Origin of the sequence: Pseudoalteromonas gelatinilytica (assembly GCF_001641615.1) — a bacterium.
Classification (GTDB): domain Bacteria; phylum Pseudomonadota; class Gammaproteobacteria; order Enterobacterales; family Alteromonadaceae; genus Pseudoalteromonas; species Pseudoalteromonas gelatinilytica.
Window position 1 is genome coordinate 15,380 of sequence record NZ_LRRU01000007.1, and the last position, 25,696, is coordinate 41,075.

The 25,696-nt window shown below is 42.5% G+C and carries 19 protein-coding genes and 1 tRNA gene; 9 read left to right on the forward strand and 11 right to left on the reverse strand.

From position 1 onward, the window contains the following. Positions 1-2: 2 nt before the first annotated feature. Entirely contained in the window at positions 3-1,589 is a 1,587-nt protein-coding gene (locus tag NH153_RS02895) for an N-acyl-D-amino-acid deacylase family protein (protein WP_063700778.1), read from the forward strand. 54 nt (positions 1,590-1,643) lie between these two features. Here the strand turns inward: NH153_RS02895 and NH153_RS02900 are convergent, their stop codons facing one another. Next, positions 1,644-3,947: a TonB-dependent receptor gene (locus NH153_RS02900; RefSeq protein ID WP_063700780.1), complete on the reverse strand. Its 2,304-nt coding sequence runs from the start codon at positions 3,945-3,947 to the stop codon at positions 1,644-1,646. Between the two features lie 214 nt (positions 3,948-4,161). Here NH153_RS02900 and NH153_RS02905 point away from each other — a divergent pair, with 214 nt between their 5' ends. After that, on the forward strand, positions 4,162-5,364 hold the full coding sequence (locus NH153_RS02905) for a helix-turn-helix domain-containing protein (protein WP_063700782.1): 1,203 nt from the start codon (positions 4,162-4,164) through the stop codon (positions 5,362-5,364). A 26-nt stretch (positions 5,365-5,390) separates the two neighbouring features. Here the strand turns inward: NH153_RS02905 and NH153_RS02910 are convergent, their stop codons facing one another. Further along, complete coding sequence (locus NH153_RS02910; protein WP_082873975.1) at positions 5,391-6,860, reverse strand: M20 family peptidase; 1,470 nt, start codon at positions 6,858-6,860, stop codon at positions 5,391-5,393. A gap of 214 nt (positions 6,861-7,074) precedes the next feature. Here NH153_RS02910 and NH153_RS02915 point away from each other — a divergent pair, with 214 nt between their 5' ends. After that, positions 7,075-8,250 carry an alpha/beta hydrolase-fold protein gene (locus tag NH153_RS02915; RefSeq protein WP_063700784.1) on the forward strand — a complete coding sequence of 392 codons (1,176 nt, stop codon included), beginning with the start codon at positions 7,075-7,077 and terminating at the stop codon, positions 8,248-8,250. Positions 8,251-8,269: 19 nt separating this feature from the next. On the opposite strand, the gene NH153_RS02920 is transcribed toward NH153_RS02915, so the two are convergent. Then, on the reverse strand, positions 8,270-9,418 hold the full coding sequence (locus NH153_RS02920; protein ID WP_063700787.1) for a serine hydrolase domain-containing protein: 1,149 nt from the start codon (positions 9,416-9,418) through the stop codon (positions 8,270-8,272). Positions 9,419-9,822: 404 nt separating this feature from the next. Here NH153_RS02920 and NH153_RS02925 point away from each other — a divergent pair, with 404 nt between their 5' ends. From NH153_RS02925 to NH153_RS02945, 5 genes are all read left to right on the forward strand, one after another. Next, complete coding sequence (locus tag NH153_RS02925; protein ID WP_063700789.1) at positions 9,823-10,974, forward strand: RNA ligase RtcB family protein; 1,152 nt, start codon at positions 9,823-9,825, stop codon at positions 10,972-10,974. After that, positions 10,971-11,663, forward strand: a complete 693-nt coding sequence (prfH, locus tag NH153_RS02930; RefSeq protein WP_063700792.1) for a peptide chain release factor H — start codon at positions 10,971-10,973, stop codon at positions 11,661-11,663. The genes NH153_RS02925 and prfH overlap by 4 nt, the downstream gene beginning before the upstream one ends. Positions 11,664-11,866: 203 nt before the next feature. Further along, positions 11,867-12,199: a low molecular weight protein tyrosine phosphatase family protein gene (locus tag NH153_RS02935; RefSeq protein WP_063700795.1), complete on the forward strand. Its 333-nt coding sequence runs from the start codon at positions 11,867-11,869 to the stop codon at positions 12,197-12,199. A gap of 149 nt (positions 12,200-12,348) precedes the next feature. Next, a complete protein-coding gene (locus tag NH153_RS02940) occupies positions 12,349-12,999 on the forward strand; it encodes an RNA ligase family protein (protein WP_063700797.1) in 651 nt (216 codons plus the stop codon). Beyond that, positions 12,986-14,245, forward strand: a complete 1,260-nt coding sequence (locus tag NH153_RS02945; protein WP_063700799.1) for an AAA family ATPase — start codon at positions 12,986-12,988, stop codon at positions 14,243-14,245. Before NH153_RS02940 ends, NH153_RS02945 begins: the two co-directional genes overlap by 14 nt. 29 nt (positions 14,246-14,274) lie before the next feature. Here NH153_RS02945 and NH153_RS02950 read toward each other — a convergent pair whose 3' ends face one another. The 7 genes from NH153_RS02950 to NH153_RS21705 form a co-directional block, all read right to left on the reverse strand. Further along, on the reverse strand, positions 14,275-14,535 hold the full coding sequence (locus tag NH153_RS02950; protein ID WP_063700801.1) for a hypothetical protein: 261 nt from the start codon (positions 14,533-14,535) through the stop codon (positions 14,275-14,277). A 30-nt stretch (positions 14,536-14,565) separates the two neighbouring features. Next, positions 14,566-15,381, reverse strand: coding sequence for a nucleotidyltransferase domain-containing protein (locus tag NH153_RS02955; protein ID WP_063700803.1), 816 nt, complete (start codon positions 15,379-15,381; stop codon positions 14,566-14,568). After that, complete coding sequence (locus tag NH153_RS02960) at positions 15,378-16,634, reverse strand: multifunctional CCA addition/repair protein (protein ID WP_063700805.1); 1,257 nt, start codon at positions 16,632-16,634, stop codon at positions 15,378-15,380. The genes NH153_RS02955 and NH153_RS02960 overlap by 4 nt, the downstream gene beginning before the upstream one ends. A 15-nt stretch (positions 16,635-16,649) precedes the next feature. Next, a complete protein-coding gene (rtcA, locus tag NH153_RS02965) occupies positions 16,650-17,678 on the reverse strand; it encodes an RNA 3'-terminal phosphate cyclase (RefSeq protein WP_167350233.1) in 1,029 nt (342 codons plus the stop codon). 2 nt (positions 17,679-17,680) lie between these two features. Further along, the gene (locus tag NH153_RS02970) at positions 17,681-18,907 is read right to left on the reverse strand and encodes an RtcB family protein (protein ID WP_058586008.1); all 1,227 of its coding nucleotides are present in this window, start codon (positions 18,905-18,907) and stop codon (positions 17,681-17,683) included. A gap of 28 nt (positions 18,908-18,935) precedes the next feature. Then, entirely contained in the window at positions 18,936-20,090 is a 1,155-nt protein-coding gene (locus NH153_RS02975) for a slipin family protein (protein ID WP_063700808.1), read from the reverse strand. Positions 20,091-20,323: 233 nt separating this feature from the next. Further along, positions 20,324-20,394: transfer RNA gene (locus NH153_RS21705), tRNA-Ser, on the reverse strand. 250 nt (positions 20,395-20,644) lie between these two features. Between NH153_RS21705 and rtcR the strand changes: the two genes are divergently transcribed. Further along, entirely contained in the window at positions 20,645-22,237 is a 1,593-nt protein-coding gene (gene rtcR, locus NH153_RS02985; RefSeq protein WP_240494346.1) for an RNA repair transcriptional activator RtcR, read from the forward strand. A gap of 95 nt (positions 22,238-22,332) precedes the next feature. Here rtcR and NH153_RS02990 read toward each other — a convergent pair whose 3' ends face one another. Continuing rightward, positions 22,333-25,548, reverse strand: coding sequence for a S41 family peptidase (locus tag NH153_RS02990; protein ID WP_082873978.1), 3,216 nt, complete (start codon positions 25,546-25,548; stop codon positions 22,333-22,335). Positions 25,549-25,696 lie beyond the last annotated feature (148 nt).

The window sequence follows — 25,696 nt, forward strand, 5'->3', positions numbered from 1 at the left end:
CAATGAAAAAGCGCAGTGTTTTAACCTCTATAGGATTGTCTGTATTAGTGCTCAGCTCGGGGATTACTTATGGGCAATCTTTTGATCTCATCATCAAAAACGCGATGTTGCTCGATGGTCGTGGTGGCAAAGCGGTTCGCGCAGATGTTGGTATTGAAAGCGGCAAGATCACTAAAATTGGTGATATGGCGGCTTACAAAGCTCACCAAGTTATAGATGCCAATGGCAAGGTTGTAGCGCCGGGCTTTATCGATTTACATTCCCATGCTGAGCGTTCAATTGCAGAGCTGCCTCGGCTCGATAATTTAGTGCAGCAGGGTATCACCACTATTTTGGGCGGTAACTGTGGTTTCTCTCCTGTCGACTTTAAACAATTTTTTGCGCAAACCGAGCATTCACCTCTAGGGCCTAACTTAGCCTTATTAATTGGCCATAATGATGTTCGTAAGGCTGTTATGGGTGAAGAGCAACGACTTGCCACTGCTGATGAGCTAAAAGCAATGCAAGCACTGGTCGATAAAGCGATGCAGCAGGGGGCGTTCGGTTTATCGACTGGGCTTAAATATGTTCCAGGTGTGTACTCAAACTTTGCTGAGGTAAAGGTGCTTGCCGAAACCGCTCATGCGCAGCATGGGTTTTTTGCCTCTCATATGCGCGATGAAGGCGCAGAGATTGTTACGGCGATGAATGAAGTGATCGATGTTGCAAAAGAGACCGGCATTCCTGTGCATATTTCTCATCATAAGCTGATTGGTCATCCAAATTGGGGTGAGAGTAAGCACACTATTCAGATGATCCGTGATGCTCGTAAAGCGGGTTTAGATGTCACCCTCGATCAGTATCCTTACACGGCTTCTTCTACGCGATTTGCTATTTTATTTCCTGCATGGTCATTGGCTGGTGGCCAAGCTGAGGTTGAAAAGCGTCTACACGATCCAGAGTTAAGGCAAAAAATAAAACAAGGTTTGATCAAAAATATCCGTGAAGACAGAGGCGGTGGTGACCCCGCAAGGCTGCAAATAGCGCATTATGCGGCAAACCCTGCATGGGATGGGCTAACCTTTGCTGAAGTATTAAAACGTGAAGGGCGAGCGCAAAGTATTGATGAAGCTGCTGAACTTGCCATGGAAATTCAAGCAAATGGCGGTGCTCAGGGGATCTTCCACGCTATTAATGAAGATGATGTTAAGTACATTATGGCTTACCCAATTACTGCAATCGCCACCGATGCGGGTGGTTCAGAACTTGGTAAAGGCAACCCCCATCCAAGAGGATACGGCACCTTCCCCAGAGTATTAGGTCATTATGTTCGTGAACAAGGGGTGATTTCGTTACCTGATGCAATACGTAAAATGACCAGTTTACCCGCAGCAAGAATGGGCCTCACTGACCGAGGAGTGATAGCAAAAGGCTATGCTGCTGATATTGTTATACTCGACCCTGCGACGGTTGCTGATAAATCAACGTTTAGCGCACCACATCAGTACGCAGAAGGAGTTGAATTCGTCATTATTAATGGCCAAGTCATTAAATCACCGGATGGCATGACAGGTAAAAGCGCTGGGAAAATATTGCGCCATACGCTTTAATTTATTAATCATTGAATGATAATAAAGCCGGCTAATTAGCCGGCTTTCTAGTGTTTAAAAAAAGTTATAAGTGAATGAAACGCCGTATGTTCTTGGGGAAGCATACATGACATCACTGAAACTCAGTTCAGACGTTGCTTTATCTGCTTTACTAACTTCAATTTCTTCATCGAGCAGGTTTTTAGTCCACAGCATGACTTCCCATGTGCCATCTGTAGAAACAATGCCTATCTGGCTATTCACTAGGTTACTGGTACCAAGTTCGGTGGCTGATAAGTTACGCGCATCGCTTTGAACTTTACCACGGTACGAATAATCAACCCCAGCAAACAGATCCCAATTTTCAGTGAGTGTGGTTTCATAGTTTAGGCTGACGCTTTTCGTCCATTTTGCGGCTCCCGGAAGTTGGTTACCGGTACAGTCGTCAATGGCATGGCAGTTTTCAAATTCATCAAAGGTTGCATCAGCATAGCCAATAGCCGCATTCACAGCTAATTGCTTCGTTACTCGGTAGCTTAATTCAGCCTCAATACCTTGACTGGTTGCCGATGGGCCATTAACGACTCTGTTGGTGCCATTATCGTCAATAACGCGGGTTTGAATATCTGAGTAGTCTAAGTAAAAAGCAGCCATATTTAGACGCATGCGGTGATCAAATAAATCACTTTTAAGGCCTAATTCGTAACTGACAACGGCTTCACGGTCAAAACTCATCTGTGGGTTTAAAGGGTCGCCACCAATTGATTGTAGAGATTGTGGACGGAAGCTATAACCCCCTTCTTTATAGCCTTTCGATACTTTACCGTAAACGTGGTTGTTGTCGTTTATTGTGCCATTTAAGCCGACAGTCCATGATAAAAAGTCATCTTTAAGAGTCTGATTTGTGGCTGGAATATCAATGTAATTGAGCAAGTACACGCCCGGCAAAGACGTTTCCCAGCCGCGTTGAGAAAAGCTCATTTGTTTTTCTACATCTGAGTATCGTAAACCTAAAAAGCCGTTAATTGCTTGAGTGAAATCATAATTAACATTTGCAAAAATGGCGCTGCTTTTGGTTTGTAATGTGCCGCCATTGATAGGGCCGCTACCCGGTTGTAAGTTAAGGCTCTGTGGGTACGGCTCTGGTAAACCTGTTGGAATGCCATATATCCCAGTACCACTTAAAAAGTTTTGGTCATTTACAGCCTCATTATTTAAATAGAAAAAACCAGCTACATAGCGTAATGACTGATCCGTTGGCGATAAAATCTGAAACTCTTGCGTGAATTGTTCGTTATTTTCGGTTTCGGTACTGAATACGATATCAACGGGAGTTGAGTCCATGTCTGTACCAATGGTTGAGTCGTACACCTTTTTAGCTGTGATGGATTTAAACTCAAACCCAGAATCAAATTGGTAACTGAGCGTTGTATCTAACCCCCAGTTTTCGCGGCTTACAAAGTAGCGCTCAGGGTTTACAAACACTTCATGAATATCATCGGTAATAAAATCTTCTGGTGTCATGCCACTTGGGTAAAGACCTAAATACCCAAGACCTAATTCATAGTCAGTGAGTTTATTCGCAAGAGGAATACTCTTGTCTTTTAAGTATTCAGCGCTGATATCAAGGGTTAGTTTATCTGTTGGTGTGTAACGAACTTGCGCGCGACCACCATGACGGTCCTGTGTTGAAAATTCGCTGCCGTCGGCACTATTTTCAACATAACCGTCTCGAGAAACATCAAACAAAGAAATACTCGCGGCGAGAACGTCTTCGATCAGAGGCCCTGTTAAATACAGGTTGGTTTTACGAAGACCATAATTGCCTAAGTCGACTTTTACTTTACCTTCAACCATATCTGAAGGCTTTTTGGTTGTGATATTAATAACCCCTAAATTGGTATTTTGACCAAATAAAGTGCCTTGTGGGCCACGCAAAACTTCTACTCGCTCAATATTACTGAGCTCTTGGTTGAATCCTGTTGCTCGTGAATAGACCACACCATCGACATACATGCCCATGCCTGGGCTGGTTCCCGAGTTAAATACGCCATTAGGGCTTGATGGAATACCACGCATGTTGATGGTGGTTGTAAATGGTGAAGTGGTGACCATGCTCAAGTTAGGAACAGACTGCTGAATATCTTGAATATTTTGAATATTTCCGCGGTCCATTTGCTTGCTGCCAAGCACAGATATTGCCAGCGGCACTTCTTGCAAGTTTTCACCGCGCTTTTGCGCTGTCACAATGATTTTTTCGAGTGCTAATTGTTCTTGTTGTGCGGTATCTTGAGTTTCAGCTGCTAGGCTCACGATAGGCAACAAGGTTAATAAACTGGTTATTGTTTTTGCCAGTTTGTGCTTTTGAAAATGACCCACCAAGCTCTCCTTTTGAAGCAATTAATTATTATTTTTTTCTGGTAAGTTAATCTTTTAAGCGATAAGTTTTGTTAGTGCTTCCGGCTTTGCAAAATAAGAGAAATTAGTTTTAAAGTTTTTACTAATTTGCAAATTCGGAATATTAAAAAGCCCGTATTTAGCTGCTTTGGCAGCTGTGAGATTAAAATAAAAAGAATAATAAAAGTGTATCACTATGGCATTAAATGCGTTTTTATCTAGCCCTTTGACAATTCAGCCGTTCTCTCTTTTTATCGGCGCATGTATGTGTTTTAGCTTTGGTTTGTCGTTTTTTTTGTGGCGTGCAGGGCCCGGCTCTGCGGGGGCAAAAAATACCATGGCCTTGGTTAGTTTATTGATTTCAATGTTGGCTTTAGCTGTCATCATGCAAGCTGAGATACCAGCCCTCAGAGGGCAAGTGTATTACCTCGTCAGTATTCAAATGCTGACGGGTCCTTTGCTGTATTTTTATGTGTTGTTTCAAACAAGGCCTAATTTCACTCTTCAAGCGACACACTTATGGAATTTGAGTCCGGTACTCATTTTTACACTCATTTGGCATTGGCAAATGCCCGTTGAGCTTAATCACAGTTTGGCTTTACCTTGTTTTAGTAATGAGTTATGCGATGTGTATCGACAAAATCGTTACCTTCATAAGGTGGCTGCTTGGGTCAGCAATTTAGCTTATGGCTTTATCATCATTGGGATTCTTAAATCTTACCAAGTGCAAATTAAAAGACGTTTTTCTAATATCGAAGAGATCAATTTACGCTGGGTCACCATGATTTGCTGGTGCTATATAATCGGTACTCTATTGGCTATTCTATTTGAAGCTGGTCAGTTCTTAGGAAATGAATTTAATAGTGGTCATATGCATGAACTTGCGATGCTGGTGACAACCGTTCTAATTGCTCATTACGGGGTGAGACAAGTAACAATCCACGCTGAAGATAATGAAGAGCCTCGAAACCAGCCAGTAGAAAGCGTATCGAGCAGCAATAAAAAGTACCAAACAAGCAGCTTAACTGAAGTAGATGCTGCTTCACTTTGGCAGCAACTGCAGCAATTGATGGTGACTGAACAGCCATACTTAGAGGCGGGTTTAAAGGTGAGTGATTTAGCTAAGCGTTTAGATGTCTCAGTGAGTCATGTATCCGAAACCATTAACGGTCATGCAGGGTTATCGTTTTACGATTTTATTAATAAGCAGCGAATAGAAGCCGCTATTCGCATCTTAGAAGATCCTAATAAAGCCCATTTATCAGCGACTGAAGTTGGCTTTGAGGCTGGTTTTAACTCGGTTTCAACCTTTTACAGCCACTTTAAAAACTATCAAGGTTGTACGCCTAAACAATATCGCAGCAATCAAAGTGCGGCTACTGTGAGTTTAAAAAGCTAAACCCACAGTGTGGGTTTAGCGCTCAATTAAAGGTTTTGATCACTTTGCTTGATTAAGTAGCTATAAAATTGCACCGCTTTAGTTAAGTTCTCGATGCTAATTTTTTCATTTGTACCATGGAAACCGGTTAGCTCTTGTGAAGTGAGCGTCATGGGTAAGAAGCGATAGCTATCGTCAGCAACTTGTTGGTAGCGACGACTGTCTGTCCCCCCTACTGTTAACCCGGGTACAACTACCAGATCGCCATGAATGCTTTGTGCAGCATTAGCAAGTAGTTTAAATGCAGGGCTTTCGCTGCTTGATATGGGTGATGGTTCAAATTGTTCAACAATGCCAATCTCAATACGAGGGTCATCAATCACTGCATTTACGTAGGCAATGATACTCTCGACGGAATCGCGTGGGTGAATTCGAAAGTTAACTTTTGCTTTAGCTTCGATGGGTAATACGTTTGATTTCTCACTGCCCGATAACATAGTCGGTGCTGTGGTTGTGCGGAGCATGGCATTAGCAGAGCTCATTTCACTCATTTTATTTTCGATAAGTGAGCCAAATAACCATTGGTTGGCAAATAACACACGGCTTGAAAAAGGCATATGACGAGCCATTTTATCGTAAATTTGCGCCGAAATACCTTCAAGACCACCGGGCACTGGGGCATTTTTTAAGTTTACAATGGCTTGCGCTAAGATACTCACTGCCGTTTCTGAGGGAGGCATTGAGCTGTGACCACCCTTGGCATGTGCGATTAGCTCAAGGGTTAAATAGCCTTTTTCGGTGACGTTAATACTTGCCACTTTTGGCTCAACACCAGGGATCATACCATCAAGTACAAATGAGCCTTCATCGAGTGACCATTCAAGGGCAATAGCTGCATCAGCAAAGTAATCAGCAATTGCTGCAGCACCATATTTACTACCAATTTCTTCATCATGCGTTAGCGCAATATAAACATCTCGCTTGGGGCGGTAGTCTTGTGCAAGTAAATGAGAGATCGCTTCCATGAGAGTAATTGCTGAGCCTTTATCATCAAGTGTTCCGCGCCCCCAAACATGTTCACTATCAATGGTGCCAGCAAAGGGAGGGTGGCTCCATAATGACTCTGTGCCGGCAATGACCGGAACGACATCATAATGAGCAGATAATAAAATCGCTTTGTTATGCGCCTCGCTACCACGCCAATGAAAGAGCAAGGTGTAATCATTAAACTTTTTTAACTCAAGTTGTTGGTGAACATCGGGGTATGTTTGCGCTAGCCAAGATATAAATGCGCTAAACTGCTGGTAATCAATATCAGAACGATGCTCTTTTGAAATCGTTTTAAATTGCACCGCTTGAGATAAGTGTTCAGCAATCTGCTGACTGTTTACAGCAATATTGGCTTTAGGGATTGGGGTGATTGCTGCGGGTTTGAATTGCCAAGTGCGAAATAACACAATCGCAGTTAGCAGTAGCAAAGCCGCTACAAAGCAGATGAGTATTTTTTTTATTGTCATGATTTATTTCACTATTTAGAAAAGTACTGAGTGAGTGAAACGTAAAAATGGCTGGTTTACTTCCGGTTTTGCAAACTGAGAATAAATTCTATAAAAAAACTACTTTGGTTGTTGGTTGGAGGTTAAGTCTCAGAAAATGGTGCTCTTTTTTTCTTTGTTTGTACCTGCAATTCTGTTAGCTTAAAAAATTACCAATTTTTCTTAAGGATAAGTCGTGCGACTATTTAAGTTATTCTGTATTAGTGGTTTTTTACTATGTACTAGTCATGTAATGGCTCAACCAGCTGCAGATGATGCGGTTACACATTACAGCCAACATACGCATACTATCGAATCAAGTAATCTTAGTGAGCAACGCACTGTCGTTGTGCAATTACCAAAAAGCTATCAAACACAACCAAACAAAAGATATCCCGTTATTTACCGTTTAGATGGGGCCGGTAATTTACCATTGATTAATGCTGTGCTTGAGCGCTTACAACAAGATGATCAAGCGCCAGAGGTGATTGTAGTTGCAATTGAAAGCACTAATCGACTTAGAGATTTTTATCCTACAGTGAACAAAGAACCACAAGGGCCTGTTGGTGAAGGCGGTGGTGCAGCAAAGTTTTTAGCTTTCGTAGAGCAAGAACTGATGCCTTTGGTTAATAAACAGTATCGTACTCATGATTATAGAGTTATTGCCGGAGCCTCAGCTGCGGGTGTACTTGCTCTTTACGCTATGCAGGCTGAGCCTGAGTTATTTCAAGCGCACATTGCTTATAGCCCTGCGGTATGGTGGAACTATGGCGCCCCGGCTAAGAGTCTAAATACCTTTGTTACTAAAGCCAAAAGTATTAACAGCTATGTATATATGAATATCGGCGAAGAAGCCGGCATTATGCGCGAAAGATACGATGATATGCAGCAAACATTGCAAAATAGTAAGGTGCAAAATCTGCGCTTTAAGAGCGATGCCTTTGCAGGCGTTTCGCATAACCTAACCTCAGCCGCTGGGGCATTTAATGCGTACCATGGCTTATTTTTATCTAAACATATGCCTTTGAGTGCATTGGGCGATGATGTTTCATCAATTGATGCCTATTATCAACGTTTATCTCAGCAATGGGGCGAGCAAATAGCGCCACCAGACCGCGCTGTTAGGTTGCTGGGTTACAGCTTAACGGATAACCAGCAATTTGAGCGGGCTATTGAGGTGTTTAAGTACAATATCAAAAACTACCCTAAATCAGTGTATGCACTATCAGCTTTGTCATATGGCTATGAAATGCAAGGTAATACTCGCCAAGCATTAATTCAAATCGAGGCTGCAATCGCTGTTGCAGATGACTCGTATCCCTACCCAGATTACTTAAAAGAGACAAAAACGAGGTTACAAGGGCAGCTATAGTTAAGCTGCCTTAAACAAATCAATGGTCTTGGTGATAATAGCTTAGGGTTTGTAGGGCTAGCGCAAATACATCTGCGCTATTATCACCATTAACGTTTTTAACCACAGTCACCGCGCGTTGATGATCAACACACATAATGGTCATGGTAATGCCACCCATACTTCCGCCAGAGTGCATTACAGCGTGTGGCATGTCGGCCATCAAGGCTTGTAGTTCAGTATTATGTTGGTACTTTTCTCTTTGTTGATAGTTTTTGAAACCTGTCATCCAACCGATACCAAAATCGACCTGTTCACCATTATTGAGAGTGGCTGGGGTAAACATTTCATCCACGGTGCTTGCTTTTAGATAATTGCCCTGCGTGTGAGCTACTGCAAACTTGACGATATCACTTGGTGTTGCAATAAAGCCACCGCCAGCCCATTTATAGCTATGATCGGTTTGCGGTGAATTAATTAAACGGCCCTGTTCAACGCTATAAGGTCTTGCGCGATGTGGGATCAGGGTAAATTGCTCATCAAAATATGTGTCGTTTAACTTGAGTGGCGCGAAGACTTCTTGTTCGATAATTTGTCGAAAGTTGCGTTTCGGATCAGCGCCTTCCATCGCAGCGCTTACTAATGTCCAAGCGAATGTTGAATACTGCTGTTTGGTGCCCGGCTCAAACAGTAGGGGATCATCTTTAAACATGGCTAAAGCGCTATCAATATCGCCATACCATTTGTTGAGTAAAAATTCATTGGCGCCTTTTTTGTAATGGCGGATCCCTGCGGTATGTGACGCGAGCTGGCGCAGTGTTAAAGCTGCATGTTTTTCTGGCCAGTTAGTTACATAGTCGGTTACAGGTTTGTCTAAGTTAATCAATCCCTTGTCGTAAAGGCGCATCATAGCAGCTGTAGCAATAAGTTTAGAAACACTGCCAATGCGAACCTTATGCTCTGGACTCATCAAAACTTGGTTTTCGATATCGGCAAAACCATAACCCTTTGCCGCGATTATTCCTGATTTATCGGCCACCGCGACAGTAATGCCCGGCACCGTTTTCGCACTCACCGCCGATTGAAACGCAGCATCAATCGCTTGTGGTAGTTCAGCTGCGCTAGTGACATGGGCAGCAATCAACAGTGGTAAGCTGATGAGTGAGCGAGCTATTCGGTGTTTGAGCATGGCGGCATCCTTTTTGAGTAACCTTGCAGTCACTCTTGTTATTATTTTTAAGGCATTTTTAGATTGCTCAAATTTTCTCTAGATGACAACCCATAGACGCTTAATTGCACATTTTTCACGTTGTGATGAACATTTAAAAAGGGCGTAAATAACAACGATTGATTATTTTTTAGTTGCTTTCACTTTTTAAGCTGTTTACAATCGCCGCGATTTTAACCATTCACACACTGTAGAGGAGTAAACAATATGACTTATACAACTTGTTCCTTTGCAGGTCGTTTTCTTGCCTAGCTCGAAGCTATTTCTTTATTAGCTTTTCAAAGCTAAGCCTGATCAATTAATCAAAGACCTGCCAAATCATTTTTCGTTAGCATTTTTCTATTGCAGAGAAAGGAATTGGTATTATGGGCAAGTCCGTCCAAAAACTTACTGATAACGTTAGCCTTATTGCGTCTAAAGAGTCGTGGATTGAAGGGCTAGCAATACAACAATTAATTAAAACTTCTGAATTACCTGGTATGCACGCTGTAGCGGGTATGCCCGATTTACACCCAGGTCGAGGTTACCCCATTGGGGCTGCCTTTTTTACAGAAGGTAGAATTTACCCCGCTTTAGTGGGGAATGATATTGGCTGCGGTATGTCGCTTTGGCAAACCAATACTAAGTTAGCCAAGTTAAATGTAGATAAGCTCGCAAAACGCTTAAGCGATGTTGAACAGCCGCTAGATGAAAGTTGGCACACATTAATTAGCGAGCGAAAACATGAACTGGCTATCACACAAACTGGTTTTGATAGTGCCCTTGGCACCATAGGTGGTGGCAATCATTTCGCTGAATTTCAGGCGATTGAAGAGGTGTTTGATCAACAAGCGTTACTTGCTTTAGGCCTACAACCTAAACAATTGCAGCTATTGGTGCATTCTGGCTCTAGAGGGTTAGGGCAAGCTATTTTAGTTAAGCATATTGCAGAGCATAACCATGATGGCCTTGAGGTAGTAAGTGATGCCTTTACAGATTATATGGCTAAACATGACGAAGCACTGCGTTGGGCTCAGTTAAACCGAGAACTGATCGCACGGCGTTTTTTACAAGCTATTCGCGCTGGCGGCGAACAGGTTTTAGATGTAAATCATAACCTTGTAAGTCAATCACAGATTGCAGGACAAGCAGGCTGGTTACATCGAAAAGGCGCTACACCTAGCGATCAAGGGGCTGTGATGATCCCGGGCTCTCGCGGTGATTACAGTTACTTAGTTAAGCCAACGGCTGAGCAAAACGTAAACTTACGCTCCCTTGCACATGGCGCTGGTCGCAAATGGAAGCGTGGAGAATGCCAAGGCCGCTTGAGTCACAAGTTTAAAAAGGAAGATTTATATCGCACTGCGTTTGGTAGCAGGGTGATCTGTAATGATAAAACGCTGCTTTATGATGAAGCACCACAAGCTTACAAAGACTGCCAAACAGTTATTAATGACCTTGTTGATGCTGGGCTGGTTACTGTAATTGCCAAATTAAAGCCTGTGCTTACCTTTAAAACACAAGGAACGTGCGGATGATCTTAGTGCAATTATCGTCAGGGGCGGGTCCTTTAGAGTGCTGTAAAGCGGTGGCTATGGCTGTTAAGCACCTTGAGTGTGATGCTAAAGCGTTAGCTATTAAGGTGAATACTCTTGCAGTAGAGCAAGCTGAGCTTTCAGGCTGCTACAAATCGGTATTGCTTGAATTAACCGGTGCTGAGCCGCAAATTTTAAAACAGTTTGCGCAGCAATGGCATGGCTCGATGTTGTGGGTTTGTCAAAGCCCATTCAGAGCAAGGCATAAGCGTAAAAACTGGTATTTTGGCGGTCAACTATTTGAAATAGCTGAGCAAACTTTTGATATCGAGATCCGCTTTCAGCAATGCCGCGCAAGTGGCGCGGGAGGCCAACATGTAAACACCACTGATTCAGCTGTTCGTGCTACCCATGTTGCGACAGGAACTACTGTTCGCGTAGAGAGTGAAAGAAGTCAGCATGCGAATAAGCGTTTAGCTCGAGTTTTGCTAATGCAAAAACTGGCAGAACAAGCTCAGCAGGCTGCTAGCCAGCAGCAAAAGTCGCGGTGGCAACAACACAATGAGCTGCAACGGGGTAATCCGATTCGTACGTTTAAGGGCCCTGAGTTTAGCCAGACTCACAAAGGAAAAGGACATGGAAAACTGTTGATACCCAAACCACCTCAAGATGCGAGTTTCAGTTGGAATTAAAAGCGATTTAGGCAAGGCATTGATTGCAAGTAATAGTGGTTCTATTGTTAAGATCAATAACGCAGTATAAATCGCTTTTAAACCAACCCTTTGGGCGCTTCACAGGCACTTACTCTCATCGTTGTTACTTCTTAAAAGGGACTGCCATTCTTGCAAAGTAACGCCTTGATATTAAGCACCTGTGAAACGCTGAATTCTGCATTTTGAGGTGGCTTGGGTATCTATGTAGCCGTAACCAGTGGCGTAGCCCAACGGCAGAAAAGGTATTCAACCAATACAATGGCATTAAAGCCCGCTCTGCAGGTACAAGCCCACGAGCAAGGCACACGGTAACAACTGCTGATATTAATTGGGCAGATATAATTTTTGTGATGGAACATAAGCATAAACAACGCCTAAAAGCGCAGTTTAGCCGTTTATTGCAGCACAAGCCGATTCAGGTACTCGATATACCCGACGAGTACCAATATATGGATGAGGCACTCATTGAAACTTTAAAGCAGTCAGTCGATCGCTATTTCGACCACACTGCATAATAAATAAAACGAGGATAGAACGATGTAATTCCATCAAGGCACAGCAATCCAAACACTTATAGTGTCACTACTATGAGTACGTACTGCTGTGTCTATTTCTTTGAAAGCTAAATGAATCTAGCTACTAATTAGAGTAGATATGGAGAAATATGATGAGAATTAAATATCCTCGTACCCCACACCTTCCATGGTCATTGGGGGCTACGAATGACGACGTAAAGCAACGAGATTTAAGCCATTTTGTAGGCAAACAAGTTGTGGTCACGGAAAAAATGGATGGTGAAAATACCACCTTATACAATGACTACATTCATGCAAGATCGATTGATAGCCGCTTTCATCCATCGCGCGCTTGGGTAAAAGCACTGCAAGCGCAAGTAGGTTATAAAATACCAATCGGATGGCGTATTTGTGGTGAGAACCTTTATGCAAGGCATTCAATCTCATACAACAATTTGCCAAGTTATTTTATGGCTTTTTCTGTGTGGAATGAGCTCAATCAGAGTTTAAGTTGGCAAGACACTAAGCAGTTTCTTGCAAGCTTGGGGCTAACAACGCCAAAGGAGCTGTATGTTGGTCTTTGGTGTGAGCAAACAATTAAAGCTATTTCGATAGATACAGTGAACCAAGAAGGCTATGTGGTGCGACTTGCTGAAGGTTTTCATTACAAAGATTTTGCAAGTGCGGTAGCTAAGTGGGTTAGAAATAACCATGTAACCACCGAGCAGCATTGGATGTACGCAGACGTTATTGCAAATGGTTTACAAAAATCGGCAGGGGGCAAGCATGGAAAAAGTTGAAAACTGGTTAGCCAGCCTTGAGCTGCAAAGTACTCCTAGTTTTGCCGAATGTGTAATGAATCTAGGGCGCTTTTTTCCGTTATTAAATGAATTTGAACAAACAGAGCAGGATTCAATTTGGCATGCAGAAGGTAATGTCGCAATACATACTGATTTAGTGCTTAAAGCACTTTATGAGTTGCTTGCTGCTGAGGCTTCTCATATCACAGGTAAAAAGCGACAAGCATTGATTTTATCTGCCTTACTGCATGATATAGCCAAGCCATTGACCACCCGAAAAAAGGAGATTCAAGGTCAGTTAAGGGTTGTAGCTCCGTTACACGAAGAAATTGGTGCAAGTTATTTAGCAACTAAGTTGATAGAGCTTCCGCTTGAGCACAGTGTGATCATGGTAATTATGGGCTTGGTGGGTTTTCATCAAGTGCCAAAACGCCTTGTGATTAAAAATCAAGAGTTTAGTGATTATTTCAAGTTATCACTAAATGCAGATTTAGAACTTCTCTATTGGCTTGAATTAGCCGATATGCGCGGTCGAGTTTGCAATGACTTGGCAGTACAGCTTGATTTGTTAGAGCAGTATCGCATGTTTGCACAAGATTATGAGTTATGGGGGGTAACTAATCCCACAACTACATATTTAGCGCGGATACAGGTTAAGCCTACTAAGTCAGAGCAAACATTGTTGGATGGTTATGCCATAAAACAGTTAGCTGATGGCGACATTAAGCTTGTCGAAGAAGCCATTGCGAAAAACTATACAACCTGTCAGCAGTACAGTCATTGCTACATTATGTGTGGTATCAGCGGCAGTGGAAAATCAACTTGGATCGCAAATAACTTAGTCGATTTTGAAGTCATCTCACTTGATGACATTAGGGCTGAAATTAACGGTAAACGTAGCTGCCAAAAAAGTCGCGGGCAAGTTTTGCAACTTGCTAAGCAACGCTTTAAAAAGGCACTAGCTGAAAAAAGAAACCTAGTGTGGGATGCTACAAACACTCGTAAAGACTTTAGAGAACCATTGATTGAGTTAGCTATTAATTACGGGGCATTAGTCACATTAGTGGTATTTCAATTAAGTGCTAAAAGCTTAAAACAATACAACCACAATAGAACGTTTAGCGTCAGTGATGACGTGCAGCAAAATCAGCTTAAAAAGTTTGAATGGCCTTGGCAAAGCCAAACACATAGACAATTAGTGATTGGCGAAGCAGGGCAGCTACTTTATCAATTTGGTCGTTTTTAATTGTTACAAAATAGGCTCGCATTGCGAGCCTATTCTTTGTTTTTTAAGCGCTTATTTAAAAAATAATCTAGATAGAATAGGCCACCACTAATCGTAGGAACGAGCACCCATACAGGGAGTTTTATCAGGCTTCTTAATATCATTATTGGCATCAAGATAATAAATGAAAACGTACCCAGCCCTCCATCATCATAGGAAGTGCCACTCTCCCATGTTAATGAAATCAATCCCGCTATTAATATCAGGCTTGCTAAAATTGCGGGTAAACGCAAAGTAATGAGCTTTTTCATATAATTCCTTTTTAATTTTAAATAACAAAACTATTCGCTCTCGTATCGCATAAGTGTCGTTTTAAACAACTGATTTAAAGCATCAAAATCGACGACTTTCTTCTTTACGTTAGCTGTGTAGTTTTCATGCCGTGTTAACTCTGCTTCAATAAACTCATTAATTACAGGCACAGCTGGCGCGTATTCTTTTTCTAAGCTTACCCGTTTTCGGGCGAGCAAATCTGAAATCGCAGCATCCAATGCAAGGTTCTCTTTGACAAGCTCCCTTAGTTTATCAAACTCAATCGGAGCAGGTTCATCGTATTTTTCGAGCCACATAATCGCCAGTAGTGGTCGTAATACGTAAAAGTATTTCTTCAGCGGCACACGCTCTTTTTTTAGATACTCTCTAAAGTTACCTTTTGCCATATGCAGGTAATGATAAATGCCTTTATGAGATGACACTATCTGTGGCATTAGCCGCTTTGCATGTGCAGCAAAAAAGCCATCATCAACATACACTATGGGTGATTGTAACCACTCAATAAACGCGGGATTTGATTTGCTGAATAGTTTGAGTGCTTTACGAATATCCCAACCATTTATATCGATTTCATCGACGATTGGGTATTCAATTACATCTCTTTGCTCTTCAACATCAATTGCTACATACCAATCTTTAGCATGCGCATAAATAAAGCGCACATCATAATCACTGTTAGGACTTGCAAATCCCCATGCTCGGCTACCCGACTCAATAGCAAATAACACTTTAACGTTATGTTCTGATTCTGCCGCTTTTATGCGTCGCATTATTTCAGCTCTTACACTGTCATCGATTGCTGAGTGTGCTGTTGTGTTATTCATTTTGTTTCCTTACTAATTTGCTCCGTGAAGTAATCACGTAGTTGCTTTATTTCTGCTTCGCGAACTGCTTTTCCGATGGCTATGCCGCTTTTACCTTGGTGTATTGCTTGTTGCACAAGTGCTTTTTTATCTAGCTTGTTTAGTTGTTTTACTAAATCCAGTGCAAGTGTTCGTTGCGCATAAGGGCGATGTATAAAACTTGGTCCCCGTCCTTGCGCATCACACTGACACGCATCCAAAAACTGCAAAAAGCGCGCAGGCTTATTTTGCGCATTTAGCTTGTCGACAAGTAATTTATGTAATTTTTTTGGTGTTAGCTGTGCGATTTTGTGACAACGCGTATGATTGTCACTGGTTAATGCTGCCAGCTCATAAAACCGTTTAGGCACTTTTAAACGCTGACAAAACGCCTTGATCACTGCTACGCCGCGTTGTTCATGGCCATGTAAATTGCCGTTTAGCTCAAAGCTCGTCGCCTTGCCAAAATCATGCGTTAATGCGGCAAAGCGAGTTTCTACATCAAAATTTAGCTGAGCCGCTCTTTGCAAAACTAACAGTGTATGGGTGTAAACATCGCCCTCAGGGTGGTGTTCTTTTGGTTGGGGAACACCACTCATTGCATCTATTTCTGGAAACACACCTAGACCATACAACGTCTTGAAGTAAAGCTCAGGGTGAGGCTCAGCAAGTGCTTTTTCGGTTTCTTTCCAAACCCGTTCTGGCGTTAAATAAGCTAATTCACCTTGTTGGTGTATTTGCATCATTAATGCCTTGGTTTCCGGATGTATACTAAAGCTTTCACCAAAACGAGCTAAAAATCGAGCCACTCTCAGTACACGTAATGGATCTTCAGCAAATGCGGCTGATGTATGTCTAAGTACTTTGTTATTTAAATCTTGTTGGCCGTTAAATGGGTCTATAAGCTCGCCATCGGCACTCATCGCCATTGCATTGATAGTTAAGTCTCGTCGCGCAAGGTCGTCTTCTAAAGTTACGCTGGTACAGGCATTCACCGTGAACCCTTTGTAACCACGACCTTGCTTTCGTTCAGTGCGAGCTAAGGCATATTCTTGCTTGGTGGTTGGATGTAAAAATACAGGAAAATCACTACCAACAGTTTCAAAACCTAGGGCTAACATGGTTTCTGGTGTTTCACCCACAACAACAAAGTCTTGATCAGCTGCCGCTCTGTTTAGCAATTTGTCGCGAACTGCACCGCCGACTAAATAAACATGTTTTAATGTGTTTTCCATTGCCGATCATCCTAATTAGGTATCAGTTAATGATACCTGCCAAAGGTTATCATCAAGCTGAGTAAACGTTATCTCTACATGCAAAAGCGTTTTTATGACCTCTGCATTGGTTAAGCCGTGCAAGCTTGGTTCACTGGTTTTGAACTCGCCTTTACCGGCCAAAGCTAATGGCAAAAGCAGTTGATCTGCCAGATGTTCTTCTACTGCCGCTGCTGATTGGATAAATTGTGTAACCTGCTCTACTGCTTTGAGAGCCACTTTTTGTGCTGCAACGCCATGTTGACCAATAACTTCAAAAATACTGTTATGAGTGTCTGATGTTATATGTAGCTGCAAGCTGTTTCCAGCTCCTATACTTTCTACACGAGTTATCGTGGTTTCAGCGCTTGTCCAATCAAGGCCTTGTTTTACAGTGCTAATTTCACGCTTCGCAACATGCCCCGGTAACTTGTTAACAAGTACTTTAATCGCCTTTTTGGCATCCTTAGTTGGCGGTGCAAAATGCGCAAAGGGCTTTAATGTTTCACACGGGTAAATGGTTAACTGCCATTTGCCACCACCGGCAGGGTAAAAGCCATACTTGGTAACTGTAAGCTCGCAATGTACCCCCATTTTTGCTAAAGCTGGCAAATAACAGTGCTCAAAAAAGCACAGTGAAGGTGACATGCCATTATGTGTGCCACCCTCAAAGGTTATGGTAGAGGGCTGCTTTGCTGTCGCTAATGCCAGTAATACAGTTTGGCATACAAGCGTTGTACTGCCTGCTGTGCCAATCGCAAAGTGATAATCCCCCGCTTTTATTTGTTTAGGCGCAAAGCGAATATGGTTTGAGCCCAGTTCAACTCCAGCTGTTTCGGCATCACAGATTTGTTGTGCTGCTAACACACAGGTTAGGTGCTGGCGTAACAGGCCAGGCTTTTTTCGCTTGGCCCGAATATTAACAACTTCAATAGCTTGTTTGGTTAACATTGATAAGGTGAGGGCGGTGCGAAGTACTTGCCCTCCGCCTTCACCTTGTGCACCATCAATTATTAAATAGTTCATTATCATCCTTTTACGCAGACTATTTGCTTTAGCGTATGTACAACCTCAACCAAGTCTTGCTGTGCAGCCATAACCTTTTCAATATCCTTGTACGCATGCGGAATTTCATCAATCACCGCGGCATCTTTGCGGCATTCTACCCCTTGGGTTGCCGCTATTTGATCTTGAATATTAAAGACCTTTTTAGCTTTTGTACGAGACATGACTCGGCCGGCTCCATGACTACAGCTATTAAAGCTATCTGGGTTTCCTAAGCCGCGAACAATAAAAGAGCGCGCTCCCATACTTCCGGGAATAATCCCCATTTCACCTTTTTGTGCACGTACAGCTCCTTTGCGTGTTACAAAACAATCTTTGCCAAAGTGATGCTCACGCGAGATATAGTTATGATGACAGTTAACAGCAAGCTCCGCGGTTTCAAAAGCGATAGGTATTTGCTTTTTAAGCGCTTTGATTGCGTTAAACATCATGATCTCTCTGTTTTTAGCTGCAAAATCTTGCGCCCATTCTACAGCCTCAACATAGTCATCAAAGTATTCGCTTCCTTCTTTCAGATACGCAAGATCCATATCAGGTAAGTTGATTTGATGACGCTCCATCTCTTTTTTAGCCAACTCGATAAAGTAAGTGCCTATGCGGTTACCAACTCCTCGGCTACCTGAGTGCAGCATGATCCAAACTGCATTGTTTTCATCTAGGCAGAGCTCTAAAAAATGATTGCCTGTGCCCATTGTACCTAGGTGATTTACATGATTACTGTTTTTAATTGCAGGGTGCTTAGCGCAGATTTTTTCAAACCGCTTCTCAAGTTTTTGCCACTCACCTGCAACAACATCAGGAATATTATGCCAAGCACCTCGGTCGCGAGCCCCTCTACCTCGGCCCGTGCGACCATGTGGTACCGCAGCTTCAAACGCATGACGAATTGCCGCCAGATTATCGGGCAGTTGCGAAGCCGTTAACGTTGTTTTCGTTGCAACCATACCGCAACCAATATCAACGCCTACCGCCGCAGGGATCACCGCATCTACAGAGGGAATGACGCTACCTATTGTGGCGCCTTTGCCCATGTGAACATCTGGCATGACCGCGATATGAGAATGAACTAGCGACATTTGCGCAATATTATTTAATTGAGCAATAGCTGCATCTTCAAACGGTACGCCTTTTGTCCATGCCTTTATAGGTACCTGTCCTTGTTGTTCGATTGTGTTGTAGTTATTACACATAATTTGATTCCTTACTCGTCCTAGCCTGTTAGGCTATTTTTACGACCCCGTTCATTAGCCCTTCAAGGCCGCCATAAACGGTTAAGTTATTTATTTTTTCTGCGACTTTCTCTAATGCCTCTAACTCTTTAAGGCGCATTAGCGTCGGGTTGTTCTCAATTACTTTCGCGGTGTTGTGTAAGCTGCGTGTTGCTGATGTTTCTTCACGTCGCTTTATTACATTTGCCTCAGCTGCTTTTTGCGCTTCGACTACTTGATTTAAAATGGCTTTCATCTCGCCCGGTAAAATAATGTCTTTCACACCAACGCCAGATAGAGCAATACCAATCTCCTTGAGTTGTTCAATCACCAGCTCTTTCACTGTTTCATTGATATACAACTTATCTAATAAGATATCATCGAGCGTTTTTGTACCAACCGCTTCTCTGAGTGCTAGCTGTAGAGTTTTGTAGATGAATTCATCCAATTTATCTACGCTCTTTGCTGCAAGCTCAGCATCTATCAGCTTGATATTGGCAGTTAAATTAATGCGCAGGCTAACTCGGTCTTTGCTGAGAATTTCTTGCCCAGATACTTCTACGCTTTGTGTTCTACAGTCATAACATTTCACTTCAATATCATGATTAAATTGCCAATAGGCATGAATGCCAGGCTGCAACTTCCCAATAAAATGGCCGTTAATGTAAAGTAAGCCTACATGCTCTTTCGCGACTTTAAACTCGGCGATCGGTTTGATTGCGACTGTTTTTTCGCTTCTAATTAAGCGAGTTGCGCTATTTGCACCAGCTCGATTAACTAAATTTAATAATTGCTCAGGCAGCGCTTGAGTGCTGTTGAGAGTAATTCTTTCAAGTTTTATAGCCCCTGCATCTTGCCAAATATATAAGTGCTCACCAGGAGCGACGATCCCTTGTAGTAAATCATCAACGTACAACATACCTAGCTCGTTGTTCTCAAGTTTCCAATGACTTATATGCTGTTGCAAGATTGGGTTATTGCGGTACAAACGTTCAGTATTTCGCTCTGAGAAATACAGCGAGTTAATATCAAAGGTGACAAACTCAAGCTGATTCTGAAAATCCCAATAACGGTGCTTTCCTGGCATTAACACGTCTGTTAGTTGCTGGTCTTTAAAAACGAGCACTCTTTGGTTCTCTGCTACTAATTGTGTTTTTCTTAACATGTTTTATTTCCTTATTGATAGTTAGCAAGTGTGTATTTGTTAACTGAAAAAGGCTTTGGGTGTCGCAATAACAGGGAGCATCCGGCTTGCTGTTATCGTTCATGCTTAAGCGTTTATCAGTCAGCGCAAACAACGACTTACTAACATTTAAAGTTACGATTTTGACTAAGGCGGGATTTGAACCCGCAACATCCAAATTGGTTTTGGTGCTCTACCTGTTTGAGCTACTTATAGTATTAAGATGGGAATCGAACCCATGACCGACGAAATCATTTCGCTGCTCTACCTCTGAGCTACATTAATAGTTTTGTGATTAGGCATACGTGTTCACAGTGTGTAACGCACCAGGGTGATATTTGAATCACTCCTAATTAATCACACTTCTCTATTCCAAGAGCTGTGCCACAACTAAAAAAGAGTGTTTTTTATTTATTAACACACTGATTTTTATGTTTTTTGTTCTATTTTTGTAGTTTGTGTTGGGTGATGAGGTACTTGACGATAGTGTTATTTGGTATTTAAATGGATACAGTTTCTATCTATAAGGATATATTTTGAAAAGTACGATTGTGGTGAGTATTCTCGGAACTCAATTAGACTATGTGGGTAAGCGCGTAGACCGTTGGGCAAGATGGCGACCCAATGTCAGCTTATGTAGTCAAGAAGAGTTCATCGTTAGTAAGCTGTATATGATGCATGATACTCATAGCTCTCGTTTAGCGAATAATGTTGCAGTAGATATTGAGTCAGTTTCCCCAGAAACCACGGTATGCCTTGAAAATATTAACTTTATAGACCCTTGGGATTTTGAAGAGGTTTACGCCAAGCTCTATGATTGGTGTCATCAACAGCGTTTTGATACTGATCAGCACGATTACTTTTTTCATATCACGACTGGCACCCATGTTGTGCAGATATGTATTTTCTTATTAACCGAGAGTGGTCATTTTCCTGGGCGTTTAATTCAAACATCACCCGATAAGCATAATCAAAATAAAGCGACAGGTAAGATTCAAATTATTGATTTGGACTTATCTAAGTATGATCAACTTGCCACTCGTTTTGATAAAGAGCATTTAGAAGGTAATGCATTTTTAAAAGGCGGTATTCAAACTAAAAACAGTGCATTCAATAAGTTGATTGCGCAGATTGAAGTTGTGGCTATTCGTTCAGATGATCCTATGCTTCTGACGGGCCCTACGGGAGCTGGTAAAAGCCAGTTGGCAACGAGAATTTATAAACTGAAAAAGAAGCGCGCCATTTTAAAAGGTGAGCTTGTGTCGGTTAACTGCGCCACGTTACGTGGTGAAAATGCCATGGCTGCTTTGTTTGGCCACACAAAAGGAGCTTTTACAGGTGCTCAAAAAGAGCGAAGCGGTTACTTACTCACTGCAAATAATGGTGTGCTGTTTTTAGATGAAATTGGCGAGCTTGGTTTAGAAGAGCAAGCAATGCTGTTACACGCTATTGAAAATAAGACCTTTCATCCAGTTGGCAGTGATCAAACTGTTGCGAGTGACTTTCAACTCATAGCTGGCACTAACAAAGATTTAAAAGCCGAAGTCGAAAAAGGGCTGTTTCGTGAAGATTTATTAGCGCGTATCAATTTGTGGAGCTATCAGTTACCGGCATTAAAAGACAGAAAAGAAGATATACCTGCCAATATTGACTATGAAATGGGTTTATTTGAGCAAAAAACCGGGCAGCGAATTCAATTCAATAAAGAAGCAAAGCAGTTGTTTGAGCAGTTTGCTATGTCGAAGCGAGCAGTATGGCGTGGAAACTTTCGTGATTTAAGCTCTGCAATTACTCGTTTATGTACTTTGGCGAACTCTTCGCGTATCACTGTGACGGATGTCAGTGACGAAATCGCACGGTTACAAGACTCATGGCAATCTAATGTGCAACCTAAAGTGTCTAATCGCCTTGCTCACTATTTGTCAGAAGAGCAAATAGCGAATTTAGATCAGTTTGATATTGCTCAGTTAAATTATGTACTTAGTATTTGTGAGCAACATTCAAGCATGGCTTCAGCTGGGCGTGAGTTATTTGATGTGAGCCGTACCAAAAAAGCACAAGCCAATGACTCTACTCGATTACAAAAATACTTACGTAAATTCAATTTAACATGGTCTGACTTAGCTTGAATTATTTGTATATACAAGTTTGAATATTAGGCATTCAGCAAAAATAAACCCCGCATTGCAGCGGGGTTTTTTGCTTTTTAACAACCAGTTAAGAATTAAAAGTCAGTCGGTGCTGGTGGCACGGTGAGTGGCTTTTTCGGATTGTCTTTTAGCTCTTTTAAAAGCTCTTCTACGGCACGTTCAATCGATGGATCTTTACCTTGGTAGATTAGCTCTGGGCGATCAACCACCTTGATATCTGGGGTGACACCTTCGTTTTCGATGATCCAGTTGCCATCGTTATCTAAAACGCGGAATGTTGCCGCGATAACTTGGCCGCCATCGACAAGGCTTGGGTTACCCGAAATACCAATTAATCCACCCCAAGTACGGGTACCAATAAGCTTACCTAACCCTGCTTGACGGAAGTAGTAAGGGATAGCGTCACCGCCTGAACTTGAGTAACCATTGATCAGCATGGCTTTTGGACCATCATGAGCAAATTGTGGTGTTTTCGTTGGCTCAACACCGCGGCGCTTCCAGTAGTTAAGCGGTTTACGAGCAAGCCAGGTGATCATGTGCTCAGGAATAAAGCCGCCGCCATTGTATCGGTCATCAATAATCATGGCGTCTTTGGTGGTTTGCGGCATGTAGTTTTTGAACATGGCGCGGTTACCTTCGTAGGCTGTATTTGGTAAGTGAACATAACCAATACGACCATTTGATAGCTTATCAACGTAGGCTGCACGAGAGTTAACCCAGTCTAAATAACGCAAACCTTGCTCGCTGGCGACAGGCTTAACGGTAACTTGCCATGCACCTTTGCTGCGCGGCTTACTGTTAAGGACTAGCTCAACTTGCTCACCTTGAGTGTTCTCTAGTAATTCGTAGAAGTTAGCGACGTCTTTTACTGAGCGGCCATTTACGGCAATGATGTAGTCGCCGTTATGTGCTTTTACCCCTGTTGTGCCAAGTGGTGAGCGGAAGTCTTCATGCCAGTTTTCACCTTGGAAAATTTGCTCAATTTTTACGTATCCAGACGGATCGCTGGCAAGTTTTGCACCCAATAAACCATGCTTTTTACGCTCTGCTTTTGGCATATCACCCGACTGCACATAAATGTGGCCTGAGTTTATTTCACCTGCGATTTCACTGAGAATGTAATCTAGGTCACTACGGTGTGAGATAGCATCAGCCATAGGTTGATACTTAGCTAAAATTGCGTCCCAATCTTGGCCGTGATGGTTTTCATCGTAGAACCAATCACGTAATGTACGCCAGCCTTCAACATACATTTGCTGCCATTCAATTTGTGGCTCAATTTTTAAGGTCATGTTACTAAGATCCAGCTTATTCGCTGCTAGGTCTTGTTTTGCTTTAGGCTCAATTAAGCTGTAATCGTTACCCGCATGCACTAACAGGTGCTCACCGTTGCTCGAAATAGTGTAGCTGCTTACCCCTTTAGCCACAGTTTCAAGCTCGCTGTCGTGAGCTGTGCCTATTAATTGTAGGCCGCCATTAGCCAGTGTTAGCACGCCACCTTTTACTGCCGTTAAACCGCGGTAATTTCCAGCTGGCGCATTTAAAGCGGTAACGCGCTGCATAAATTCACTGCTTTGCAGGTTATTACTGTTTTTCTTGTCGTCATCTTTTTGTTTATCGCTGACGATTGCTGTTTCGTCACTTTGTAGTGCGATTAGTGGTTTGATGCTGTCATTTACGGCAGCGGCATAAATACGCGTTGCACGATTAAACATGTAATCAAACTCGTAGCTACTAAAGGCTAAGTTAAAGTCGCGCTCAGAACTAAAGTACAGATATTGACCATCAGGAGAGAAAGTTGGGTTTTGCTCATTGGTCATTTCATCCGTTAAGCGAGTCACTTTCTTTTTATCAATATTGTAGTGCCACAGTGAGGCATAGCGGTTTTCATTGTTTTTTACATACACAATGTCTTCGCTATTTGGCGACCAAGTATACTGGCGAATACCTTCTTCATCGTAGATGCTGGTATCAATTTTGTGTTGTTTACCCGATTTTGCATCTATCCACCAGAGTGTGTGGTTTTTATCTGCAAATAACAGTTTTGAGCTATCAGGTGACCAAATTGGTGTAAAGCGCCAAATAGTGCCGTTGCTGGTTAGCTGCTTAGTGGCATTGTTGTCGCTGCGATCTTTTAAGTAAATTTCGTATTCGCCGCTTTCATCGCTCATATAAGCAATATAACGACCATTTGGCGACCAACTTGCGTCAACCTCGCGGCCTTTTGCTGTGTAAGATAGGTTACGTGTTGGGCCTTGTTTAACCGGTACGCTAAATAGCTCACCGCGGGCAGTAAAGAGTGCACGTTTACCATCATGAGAAATCGACATTGAGTCGATAAAGTCACTCACATTTTTTGTGTACGGCATTGCGTATTGACGCACACCAGCAATGTTAATGCTCAGCTTAGTGCTTTTTTGAGTTTTTGGGTCAAAGCGATAAAGGTAACCACCATTTTCATAAACAACAGCATTTGGGCCAGCTGATGGCCACAGTACGTCAAAGTCTTTATGGTTGGTTAGTTTTTTCGGCTCAGCGCCTTTTTGGTATTGATACAGGTTAAGGGTGTAATCACGATCAGATACAAAGTAAATGTTGTCGCCAACCCAGGTTGGTTGCTGATCGGTAGCGCGGTTACTGGTTAGCTGCTCTGAGGTATTGCTTTTTAAATCGTAAACCCAGACATCTTGTGCACGACCGCCACGGGTGCGCTTCCAAGTACGAAATTCACGGTCAATTGGCGTGTAAACATATTTACTACCATCTGGCGAAAGCATGCCGCCGCCGGTTTCTGGAATAGCCAGAGGCTGCTCAAGGCCACCGTCAGCAGGCACCATGTATGGACGACCCATACGTTTACCCCACGGTGTGCGGTTAGCACGAAATACCACATTTTTGCCATCAGGTGTCCAATCGAGAACACGATAATCAAAACCGCCGCGTGGTGGCATTGGGCCAACATCGTTGTAGTAAGTCAGTTGCTTTAAGCCTGAGCCATCGCTGTTAATAACATAAATTTGGCGGCTGCCATTGTACTCGGCTGCAAAGGCAATGCGTTTACCGTCAGGTGAAAACTTAGGGAAGGTTTCAAAGCCAATATGGTCAGTTAAGCGTTTGCTTTCGCCTGTTTGTGTATTAGCAATGTAAATATCGCCACCGTACACAAAGGTAACGTTTTGGTTATGAATATCTGGAAAGCGCAGTAAGCGCGTGTCTTTTGTTTCGTAAGCTGATGCCCAAGGTGCCAGTGTCGCAGCCATGGCCAGTGCCAACGTTGTTAGTTTTTTCATGGGATTACATCCTATTTTGGGAACTGTTACATCATAACAATTCAGTTTTAAATAGCGATGCAGTTGCGATGAACGCAGTGTTACAAAATGTGTCTAGAAATCAATCGATAAATTAGGGGCGTGAATTTAGAGGGAGTATCGGCTAAAG